Raw genomic sequence first — 8,984 nt, forward strand, 5'->3', positions numbered from 1 at the left:
TTTATATCAATTTTTATTTCATCAAGTCCTTTTATGCTTTCCATTACCTTTTGCCTGCTTATATCATAGGGCTGAGCACTCTTTTGGTATGATACATCTATTGCTTCTTCTATCATTCTGCTTTCCAATAATGTTTCTACTCTCTGATGTGGCTTTATACCAACTATTTCATCGGATAAATATTTGTATTCTTTCCCATTCTTTGATACATAATAGGTCCTATTGTATTCTACTTCTCCAAATACTGTAAGCAGTGTGTTTTTATCTGCTTTTCTTTCTACATACCACTTCTTTTTCCTCTGTGGATCTTTTTTTACTGCTTCGTTTAATTCTTCTAATAATTGTTTGATAATATTACTAATTGTTTGATAATATTACATCCTATATTTTTTAGCTTTTTCTCTAATACTATTATGAATTCTGATAAATCTCCTTGTCTAGATATTATTTCAATAAAATTTTTTTCAATCATAGTGTAAAATTATTGCGGGAAAATTTAATAATATAATAAAAATTCAAAATTAACCTTGACATACAAAAATAAACTGGTATAATTTCAATTAGAAAATGTTTCCTTCGGTGCAATAGTCGTAGTAAGAGTATCAGCAGTAAGAGTATCATAAGTTAGCCTAGAAGCGAAAAAAAGGGGGGGTGTACAGTAGCGCAGAACTCTGGTGGAAGTGTCGGTTTTTGTTTTTTCAATTATTTTTAAGGAGGTGATTAAAGAATGATCCAGGCAAATGGTGTGAATTTATATGAAAACCCGGAGCTCGTAAATTGTTCTGATGTTTTCTCGTTTGAGCCGCAAGGAATAACTATATCCGTAGCAGGTAGTATTAATATAGTTGCCGATTAGTTGCCGACATAAGCAGTATTGGTACCATTAAAATTTGTATCCCTCTAAATTTTTTAGAGGGATACAAATTCTACTTAGGAGGCTGGTAGATTGAAACAACCTGAATTTCATAACTACATAGTACAGATACCTATCGAACAAGGAATAATGCTCATTGATTTTTTTAGCGGGAATACTGTTTTGCTACAAAATATGCATGCTCTCGAAAAAGATGACATCAGTAGACTGCGTCAAATGGGGTTTTTAAAGGGCTCCGAGAATAAACAAACTGAACTTAAAAAACGGTGGAAAAAAAGTTTTTTAGACAATGCAAGCTTTTCATACATGCTGGATGCCTCTCATAGCTTATTACCCGAGATTATAAATTATATTGATCATGATGTCGAGAGCAGAAAGACACCTAAACTAAATTTGGGAATTGTGCTGTATGATAACCTTCCTTACATCTTATCTGACATCTTATCTGGCCACCTGGAAAAATGGAAGCATACTAAATGCGCTTTGGCGCTTCGCTTTCTGGATAACGATTATTTTTCCTCCCGGCAAAATTATCCCGAAATTTATACTTTCATTTATCAAATGTTAAGTAAGGGAGCGTCAGTTACTTTACATATAACTATTCAAGAACCGTCTGATTTTATTAAGTGCATGCCAACTATGCAAAAGCTTACAAATGATTTTAACTTACTTATCACGCCAGAAATACCACTGCAACCAGGTAGCTCTGCTGAATCCTTTTTGCCTTTTGTAGATGTATTCTTTAAATATCAGTTGTATGCTTTGGTTCACCATGTGTATGTTATACCGGGTGGGCTAACTTCAGCCGAAGTAGCATTCAATTGTATGCGCAAAATTGATTATCGATTTTATGATGGATTCTTTGACATGATTTTTCGCCACAATTTGGACAAGTTTGTAAGGGTAGTTGGCGGAGGAGTATTGCGAAGCATTCAATCATTTATAGATACAAATTTTTACCTCATTCCAATGTTAATTCGTTGCCGAGCCGGAAGCCTAGTAATATTTAAAGAATCATCGATTATTTGCTGTGCTGCAAAACAGAGACAAGCAAAGTCCAACTTGCTCGATGAAAATATATGCGGTTATATAGGCAAAGAGATTTGCAGGTACCAGGAATCACAACTGTTGTATGGCGGCCTGAATAAATTTAATTTTGCCACCTACGGGGGAATATGCCCTCATCTTTCTTCGGAAAGGCAAACCCAAAATGTAAAAGCTCTACTTTCATCGTTTTTTCATCATTATTTTACCCAAAAAGGAGGAGATTATAATTAGAATCGCGCTCGTAAATCCTTACTTTCCAAGCGTTCAAAGGCAAAAAGCGGGACATGAATCTTTGGGTTTGCTCTATATTGCGACGGCAGTGGATAACATTGCAGAAGTCCATCTGTTCGATGCTATTATTGACTCAATGGATGAAGAAGAAATAGCCAAGGGAATAATGCAAATCCAACCAGACTTAATAGGTTTCAGTTTAAAATTCGCTGCCAACATAGAATCCACAGTTAAGACAGTTCAAATAATCAAAGGTTATGACTATAAAGGAATTATCGTGATGGGAGGTAATACCGCTACATTTTTGTACGAACATCTGCTTAGAAATGGTTTTGCAGATGTTGTTGTGTTACACGAAGGGGAGCAAACATTTTATGAGTTGGTTAAGGCAATTAAAGAAGCTGGAAGATCAGGCTATCAAGCAAGACTATATGGCGTTAGCGGAATTGCTTTTCGAGATGGTCAGGGGAGGATTGTCCGAACTAAGGACAGAGGTTTCATAGATAATATTGATTCCATTCCATTTCCACAAAGGAAATATTACGATCACTTTTACCGCAAGAGTTCCTCTATCTACATGTTTTCTAGTAGAGGATGTTGTTATTCTTGTTTCTACTGTTCAACTACTAGAATGTGGGGGAACAGATGGAGGGGTAGAAGCCCGGAAAATCTGGTAGATGAAATCAAAGAAGTTTTAAATCAATATCCGAATATCCATAACTTCAATTTTGTTGACGACAATTTCTTGGTCAGCAGAACTCGAGTAGAAAAATTTATTGAACTAATTAAAAAAGAAAGACTAACAGACAAAACTTACAATTTTTCTGCTCGGCCTGAACTCCTGGATGCTGACATATTATCCCGGTTGAAATCAATTGGGTGTTCGAAAATTTTTCTTGGTATCGAATCAGGGAGTCCTAAAATTTTAAAATACTTAAACAGGAGATATTCCCCAGCGGAAATAATTAATAAAGTAGACTATGCTGAGAAGATTGGAATTGAAATTGTAGCATCTTTCATGATTGGATTACCTTTCGAAGAGTCGCAAGACATAGATATGACTTTCACTCTCATTAAAGAAATACCAGCCACTAATATTCAATGCCACATATTTACACCATTACCAGGAACTCCTTGTTATGACAACCATGAGGCATTTGGTTTAGATATAAAAGAACATAATCCATTAGAAATTAATTTGGATAGCGAGACATTTAGCACTGCGAATCTTTCTAAAGAACAGTTGAGATTGTTACACAGGAAAGCTTTATCGCTGATCAGGCATAAACAATTCACCCGGCAACTAAAACCGCACGACAGTTATTTAAGGGGGTGAAATGATGCCTAATGAAATAGTCTTGAGTGCTGATAGGATTGTGAAGACCTATACAGTAGGTAAAAGAACTGTTGAAGCAGTAAAAGAAATTAGTTTTGATGTTTTTAAGAATGAAATATTTGCATTACTAGGTCCCAATGGTTCAGGAAAAACAAGCACGATTAAAATGCTGTTGGGGTTAACGCTCCCGAATGCAGGCTGTATAAACATGTTGGGCTTCCAGATTCCAAAAGATGTAAATAAAGTATTAGGTCATACCGGTGCCATTCTGGAGGGCGCGCGCAATCTATACTGGCACATGTCGGTTATGGAAAATGTATACTATTTTGCCAATATAAAAGGGAAAGAAGTTGCACAGGTCAAGGAGCCAATGGAATTATGGGCTGAAAAACTTAATATGGCAAACAATTTAAATATGCCAGTGGGAAGATTGTCAAGAGGTATGCAACAAAAAGCTGCACTAATATGCTGCTTAGCTATGAATCCCTCTATATTGATATTGGACGAGCCGTTATTGGGCCTAGATGTTATGACGATGTTTGAAATGGAAGATGCCATTAGAGAATTAAAAAAGTATACAACCGTAATTTTATCCTCCCATAATTTAAGATTTGTTGAAAGAGTAGCCGACAGATTGGCAATTCTTAAGGAAGGAAGCCTTATTGCTATGGGTCCCATTAATGAATTGAAAAAAAGCATATCCCTCTTTCAATTCCGTTTAACGTTGCAAAAAAGAGAAGCCAACTGGGGTTATCTTCAGGATATCGAGTCTATGCATAGTAAAGGTGTAAAGGTAAAAGTAACTGAGGTGGACGATTACACCGATATTGTTGAGCTAACTTTGAGTCAGCCGGAATTGATATTTGACATCATGAGCACTCTTAAAGAGTACAATGCTGTTCCGATAGAAATTTCTACTTTAGGTGAATCCTTTGAAGAAGTATTTTTAAGTTTGATTGAGAGGGGAGAGCAACTTGAAGCTTGTGTTTAAAGCAGAGTTTCGGAAGCTTAAGCGAAAGCTTGTCAATGAACCGTTAAGCTTGCTACCAATGTTATTTTTTCTGTATACATTTTTTTGGATCATTACTCTTTCCGCCAGATTTATTGGTGGCGAAACAGATATGTCTCCTTTGATTACTCACAATATGATGGGGTATATAGTATGGTTTTTTACCATTTCAGCCGTAGGAGCAATACCTCAAACTCTGCAGGAAGAAAGAGCAGTAGGAACTTATGAGCACCTTAATTTGTCTGTGGTTAATGTAAAGTATATATTTCTGGCTCGAAGCATAGTAAACTCAATCCATAATATTTTTATTCTGGTTATATTTGTGCTGATCATAAGCCTAGTGCATAGTTTTAAGCTTCTTAACTTTAGTTCTAGTTTATTGGTACTTTTATTGTCTATACCAGGGCTATATGGTTTTGCTTTCATTCTAACAGCTTTACTACTTAAGACTAGGGAAATAGGCAGCTGGCTAGGTTTATTAAACTTCTTGATAATTATTCCCGCGATCATTCAGAGTCATATCCTCCCGCCCGTGTTGCGTACTGCTCTTACCTATTGGCCTGTTTATCAAGCTGCAAATGTTTTGCGCTTAATAAATTTAAATGGTTTAATGCTTTCGGAGTTACAAACAGAATTAATAATATTGTTGACCTCCTCTTTAGTTTTTTTCGTTCTGGGTATTGTATTTTTTGATTTAGCCAATAAATCAGCCAAGAAGCGAGGCGTTCTTGGCATATATTAGTCTCTTAAAGAGGATAAAGGAGGTATAAAAATGCTGGAGTTCCAAACTCTTGTGAATAAAATTTATTCTTCTCTCAACTTGAACGCTCTTGATGCCGCTACAATAGACAAGTGCAAGAAAGTTATTGTCGATAGTAAAAATTTGTTAATACCTTTCAGCTTTCCCTTAGGAGTTCAATTTGAAATTACCTCAAAATGTAACTTGAAATGTCGCCATTGCTATAATGATTCTCTTCCGGGTAAAGGAAATAACGACTTGACAGAAGCAGAGTGGCTAAAAATTGCGGAAACCGTTTCAAAAAATGGTGCGCTGACGGTTACAATTTCTGGAGGAGAGCCCTTATTAAAAGAAACTCTTGTCCGGAAAATGCTTGCAATTTTTGAACATAATCCCAATATGACTGTAGGAATTATTACCAATGGGTGGCTCGTGACTGAGGATTTCGTCAATTTTTATAGCAAAATAAAAAACAATAAATGGGTTCAGGTCAGCATTGACGGCGCTTATCCCCATGAACATGACTGGGTACGTAACAAAAAGGGATCATGGGAGCGGGCTGTACGCGCAGCTGAATTGTTTATCCAAGCCTCCATACCAACCAGAATCGCTCATACCTGTCATCGCGGGAACTATAAAGATTTGTGGAAAATGGCTGAGCTTTCGGTTTTGCTGGGAGCCAGCAGTTTTGTCTACACCCCAATCTTGAATGCCGGTAGGGCTTATCATGAAAGGGAAAATTTGATATTAACAAAAGATGAGCTTCAGGAATATAAAATGATATCTGCAGAAATTAAACAAAAGTACTCTGATTATCTCAAAATAAGTGAAGGCGTTCAGTTTAAAGATTACTTTTCCAGGTTTGCTATCTTACCGGCCATGGGAGCATTGATTAGACCAGAAGGGAACTTAAAAATAGATTGTGCAATTCCAGTAGTATTTGGCAATCTTAGGCAGGAAAGTTTTGAAAACATTTGGCTGCAAAGAGCTAGTTTGGGCTGGCAAAACCCAGTGGTAATCGATTATATTAAAAAGGTAGAAGCAGGTGATGAATATTCCGTGCCGTATGTAATGGACGACATAATGTGCGGATAAATTAGTGGAGGTGTGTAAAGTGCGTGAGGCGGAAATTAAATTTTTTACTGGTATAAAGCCTTATTTGAAATTTATAGGAGACGAAGTTTATATCAAAAACGAGTTTAGTGTTATTCCTATGGTCACTCACCCGAAGCGTATTATGGTTTTTCCCCGGTCGAGTGCTCAGTTAATTATGGTTAATTCCATAGGTGTGGAAATCCTTGATTTATGCACTGGACAAAATACTGTAAATGATATATTTGAATTGCTACATGAAAAATATAAAGATAGCGTTGAACCTGCTGTACTGTTTTTGGATATAATCAAGTTTCTCAGAAGGGCTAAATTTCATAAGTTAGTGCTGACTTCGCTATAGCGTTTATATATTTCTGTGTAGTTTAACTTGAACTTCAAAAAATCAGCTGTATTAAGCTTATATTTTTTAACCGGCTGTTTTTTGTTTAAGGTTCTATAATAAATATTGGGGTAGAAGAAAAATAGGTTCTATATAAATGTTGGAGTAGAAGAAGGAAAATAAAAAGCATTGGGTCGAATACCTGTTAATGAAAAAAACAAACATACTCATAAAAGGAGGTATTCTTCCCAATGCAATTTCAGTATAACAAAAATTTGCTTTTTTTAATAGATTTAAGTATCGATAATATCAAACAATACAATAACTATTACGAAATTAGTATCTCTAAGCCGGTAAGTTCTCATAAGTGCCCGGCATGCGGAACAGAAATTACCAAAATTCATGATTACAGGTATCAACGTATAAAAGATATTCCTTATTTAAACAAACCCTTATATTTGTTATACCGCAAACGTCGTTATAAATGCATAAAGTGTGGCAAAAGGTTTTATGAAACAGTTGATTTTATCGGCAATATCAGAGAATGACTCATCGCCTTATTGAAGCTATTATTGAAAAATTAAAAATCAACTATAGCATGACTTCTATAGCTAAAGTTTTGGGATTTCTTTGAGTACGATAGCCAGAATTTTTGATTATATTTCATATAGCCTTAATAAACTTCCAGAAGTAATATCGATTGATGAGTTTAAGGGGACTACTAATAAAGACAAATACCACTGTATATTAGTAGACCCAGTTAAATCAGTGGTTTTAGATATTTTAGATCAGCGTAACTTTGACTTTTTGGTTAAATATTTCAAAAAATTTACCAGTAGGGAAAATGTTAAATTATGTGGTTATTGATATGTGGAAACCTTATAAAGACGTAGTAAAGAAAGTCTTCTCTCAGGCCATTATAGTTATCGACCGGTTTCACTATGTAAGAAATTGCATCTGGGCTATTGATAAAGTTCGTAAAATTGTTCAAAAAGATCTACCATATGAGAAAAGTAGATTTCTAAAAAAGAACCGGAAACTTCTACTTCATAATCGCAGTAAATTAAATGATGAAGATAAAATAAAACTGGCTAATTTACTCCGCTTAGATGAAAAATTAAGATTAGCCTATTTATTAAAAGAAAAGTTTATGGATTTTGTGACTACTAATTCTAGTGAAGCTGAAATAAAACTTAATGAATGGCTTGAACTGGTAAAAATATATAAAATTGAACAGTTCTCCTATCTTGCTAATACTATTAGCAACTGGAAAGAAGAAATATTGAATTCTTTTGATGTACCCTATACGAATGGATGTGTTGAAGAATTTAACAATAAAATTAAGGTTATTAAGCGTAATGGGTATGGTTATAGAAATTTTTCTAGATTTCGTAATCGTATACTGCATTGCTGTACATAGCTTCGGTTTTAAATGGGCTGGATTTTAAATCATCTGGTTTAACTGTAAATTATAGTATCAACCGCTTATTGCTGGGAAAGTATTTTATAAAATGTTCCCTAATCCTTTGACAATACAGTAAACAATACAAATAAGGTAGCAGGTGTTTGACCATTACTACCTGCTACCCCAACTATTGACAAAGAACCTAAATATTTTATTCATTTTTTCAAACATCTCAATTGGCAATAGAGTATCTTGTATAAAATGTACGGGTTAAAAGAACATTTTTTAAAATATAATACAGTATTTGATCCAAGTTGTAGTTCAGGAGAAGATTTTTTGAAAGTTGCTAAAGAAGCTATGTTGACAGATGTTTTTTTACTTCTGTAAATGGAGCAGCAGAAAGCGGTGAACTGGTAAATATTGATCATACTGGTAATAGAATAGTAGGTTCACTATTTGGACATAAAAAGATTTTTTTTGTATTTGGAATAAATAAGATTGAACCAACTCTTGAGAAGGCAATATCCCGTGCTCGAAATATTGCTGCACCACAAAATGCAAAACGTCTAGGCCTTAATACACCATGTGCTTAATGGAGATAGATGTTATGATTGTTCTAGTTTAGATAGAATTTGTAATACAATAAATATTTATCTAAGAAAAACCGGGGGTTGTGAAATTGAAGTTATAATAATAAATGAAAGTTTAGGGATATGATTATTTAATAGGTTATTTGAGGTTTTTGTTGTAATGATAAAATAAAGTAAATAAAACTCCCTTAACATGATATGCTCCCCTTGTGGTAGACAGTTAAAACTTGACTTTATCAGTAAAAACAAAATAAAAAGGCCTAGAAACCTTGTTTTACAAAGGTTTTAGGCCTTTTGTTTTTTGCAAAAAGTTGTAGTTCT

General features: G+C 34.7%; 11 protein-coding genes. 10 read left to right on the top strand and 1 reads right to left on the bottom strand.

Features of this window, described 5'->3' with window-relative positions:
• The coding region (locus tag BMX60_RS12510) for a UPF0236 family transposase-like protein (RefSeq protein WP_177159790.1) at positions 1-362 on the bottom strand (362 nt) is incomplete at its 3' end.
• A gap of 584 nt (positions 363-946) precedes the next feature.
• On the opposite strand from BMX60_RS12510, the gene BMX60_RS10725 reads away from it, so the two are divergent.
• The 10 genes from BMX60_RS10725 to BMX60_RS12515 all read left to right on the top strand — a co-directional run bounded on the left by BMX60_RS10725 (position 947) and on the right by BMX60_RS12515 (position 8,666).
• Positions 947-2,152, top strand: a complete 1,206-nt coding sequence (locus BMX60_RS10725; RefSeq protein ID WP_091351444.1) for a hypothetical protein — start codon at positions 947-949, stop codon at positions 2,150-2,152.
• Positions 2,153-2,213: 61 nt separating this feature from the next.
• Entirely contained in the window at positions 2,214-3,488 is a 1,275-nt protein-coding gene (locus BMX60_RS10730; RefSeq protein ID WP_091351445.1) for a B12-binding domain-containing radical SAM protein, read from the top strand.
• A gap of 4 nt (positions 3,489-3,492) precedes the next feature.
• Positions 3,493-4,479, top strand: coding sequence for an ABC transporter ATP-binding protein (locus tag BMX60_RS10735; protein WP_091351446.1), 987 nt, complete (start codon positions 3,493-3,495; stop codon positions 4,477-4,479).
• Complete coding sequence (locus tag BMX60_RS10740) at positions 4,463-5,239, top strand: hypothetical protein (RefSeq protein WP_091351447.1); 777 nt, start codon at positions 4,463-4,465, stop codon at positions 5,237-5,239. Before BMX60_RS10735 ends, BMX60_RS10740 begins: the two co-directional genes overlap by 17 nt.
• 30 nt (positions 5,240-5,269) lie before the next feature.
• Positions 5,270-6,331 (top strand): radical SAM protein, encoded by a 1,062-nt coding sequence (locus BMX60_RS10745; RefSeq protein ID WP_091351448.1) that lies wholly within the window; start codon positions 5,270-5,272, stop codon positions 6,329-6,331.
• A gap of 19 nt (positions 6,332-6,350) precedes the next feature.
• Positions 6,351-6,689, top strand: coding sequence for a PqqD family protein (locus BMX60_RS10750; RefSeq protein WP_091351449.1), 339 nt, complete (start codon positions 6,351-6,353; stop codon positions 6,687-6,689).
• Positions 6,690-6,919: 230 nt separating this feature from the next.
• Positions 6,920-7,216 (top strand): transposase family protein, encoded by a 297-nt coding sequence (locus tag BMX60_RS12340; protein ID WP_242945764.1) that lies wholly within the window; start codon positions 6,920-6,922, stop codon positions 7,214-7,216.
• 296 nt (positions 7,217-7,512) lie between these two features.
• Positions 7,513-8,088: an ISL3 family transposase gene (locus tag BMX60_RS12345; RefSeq protein ID WP_242945765.1), complete on the top strand. Its 576-nt coding sequence runs from the start codon at positions 7,513-7,515 to the stop codon at positions 8,086-8,088.
• Positions 8,089-8,334: 246 nt separating this feature from the next.
• On the top strand, positions 8,335-8,460 hold the full coding sequence (locus BMX60_RS12395) for a hypothetical protein (protein ID WP_278276558.1): 126 nt from the start codon (positions 8,335-8,337) through the stop codon (positions 8,458-8,460).
• A gap of 32 nt (positions 8,461-8,492) precedes the next feature.
• Positions 8,493-8,666 carry an LUD domain-containing protein gene (locus BMX60_RS12515; RefSeq protein ID WP_423230162.1) on the top strand — a complete coding sequence of 58 codons (174 nt, stop codon included), beginning with the start codon at positions 8,493-8,495 and terminating at the stop codon, positions 8,664-8,666.
• The last annotated feature ends 318 nt before the right edge of the window (positions 8,667-8,984 follow it).

It is taken from the genome of Anaerobranca gottschalkii DSM 13577, from assembly GCF_900111575.1.
GTDB classification, from domain to species: domain Bacteria; phylum Bacillota; class Proteinivoracia; order Proteinivoracales; family Proteinivoracaceae; genus Anaerobranca; species Anaerobranca gottschalkii.

Excerpts from the sequence above, each read along its gene's own strand:
- BMX60_RS12345 (WP_242945765.1), top strand. The coding sequence starts at position 7,513 with ATGTTAAATTATGTGGTTATTGATATGTGGAAACCTTATAAAGACGTA.
- BMX60_RS12395 (WP_278276558.1), top strand. The coding sequence starts at position 8,335 with ATGTACGGGTTAAAAGAACATTTTTTAAAATATAATACAGTATTTGAT.
- BMX60_RS10735 (WP_091351446.1), top strand. The coding sequence starts at position 3,493 with ATGCCTAATGAAATAGTCTTGAGTGCTGATAGGATTGTGAAGACCTAT.
- BMX60_RS10745 (WP_091351448.1), top strand. The coding sequence starts at position 5,270 with ATGCTGGAGTTCCAAACTCTTGTGAATAAAATTTATTCTTCTCTCAAC.
- BMX60_RS12340 (WP_242945764.1), top strand. The coding sequence starts at position 6,920 with ATGCAATTTCAGTATAACAAAAATTTGCTTTTTTTAATAGATTTAAGT.